The organism is Pseudomonas sp. BP01, from assembly GCF_022760795.1.
Taxonomy (GTDB): Bacteria; Pseudomonadota; Gammaproteobacteria; order Pseudomonadales; family Pseudomonadaceae; genus Aquipseudomonas; species Aquipseudomonas putida_Q.
Map to the genome: position 1 here is coordinate 1 of NZ_JAFBKA010000068.1, position 1,232 is coordinate 1,232.

Below are 1,232 nucleotides of genomic sequence, written 5' to 3' on the forward strand. Positions count from 1 at the left end.
TGAATCGCCCCTGGTTTCGTAGACACCTCCAAGCCTCATAATGAGGCCCAAATAGGAGGTGCCATGAGTCGTCAGCGTTACCCTGAAGAATTCAAGATCGAAGCGGTCAAGCAAGTGACCGAGAAAGGCAAGCCTGTCGCTGAGGTCGCCCAGCGCCTGGGCATGTCCGTGCACAGCCTTTACGCCTGGATCAAGGTCTACAGCAAGCCCCAAGAGCAGCGTCAGCAAGACAATGATCAGCAGGCTGAACTGCGCAAGCTGCGCGCTGAACTCAAGCGCGTGACGGAAGAGCGAGACATCTTAAAGAAGGCCGCCGCGTACTTTGCCAAGGAGTGCGGCTGAAGTACGCCTTCATCAAGAAGCACTCGACGGATTACCCGGTGCGGCGCCTTTGCCAGACCCTCAAGGTGCATCCCAGCGGCTACTACGCTTGGTTGGCGGAGCCTCAATCTGCCCGAGCAAAAGAAGATCATCGTCTGCTTGGTTTGATCAAACATGCTTGGCTCGAAAGCGGAGGTGTGTACGGCTATCGCAAAATTCATGGTGACCTGCGTGAGCTGGGAGAGACATGCGGGCGAAATCGAGTCGGTCGTTTGATGCAAGCAGAGGGGTTGCGTTCGCAAACGGGTTATCGCCGTCGTCCTGGGTTTTATGGCGGAAAACCAACCGTGGCCTCGCCCAACCACCTTGCCCGGCAGTTCAAGGTCAGCGAGCCGAACAAGGTCTGGGTGACCGATATCACTTACATCCGCACCTATGAAGGATGGCTTTATCTGGCGGTAGTGCTGGATCTCTTCTCACGCCAAGTAATTGGTTGGTCAATGAAGCCAAGGATGTGCAGCGACCTTGCTATCGACGCGATGCTGATGGCCGTTTGGCGACGCAAGCCACAGCAGCAAGTGATGATTCACTCAGACCAAGGCAGTCAGTTCAGTAGCTCAGATTGGCAAAGCTTCCTTAAGGCCAACAATGTGGTCAGCAGCATGAGCCGACGGGGAAACTGCCACGACAATGCCGTAGCCGAGAGCTTTTTCCAGCTTTTGAAGCGGGAACGGGTTCGACGAAAGACCTACGCGACACGTGACGAAGCCCGGAGTGATATTTTCGATTACATCGAGATGTTCTATAACCCAAAACGTCGACACAGCAGTGCTATGCAGCTGTCTCCAGTAGAGTATGAGAAACGCTATTTCCTGAGCTTGGAGAGTGTCTAGGAAACCAGGGGCGATTCA

Annotated in this window: 1 protein-coding gene; it reads left to right on the forward strand. The window is 54.5% G+C overall.

What is annotated here, in order from left to right; genetic code table 11:
- Nucleotides 1-63: 63 nt before the first annotated feature.
- A protein-coding gene (locus JOY50_RS28490; RefSeq protein WP_085982912.1) for an IS3 family transposase occupies nucleotides 64-1,214 on the forward strand; the annotation gives its coding sequence in 2 pieces (ribosomal slippage) (nucleotides 64-307 and nucleotides 307-1,214; 1,152 coding nt in all).
- Nucleotides 1,215-1,232: the final 18 nt, after the last annotated feature.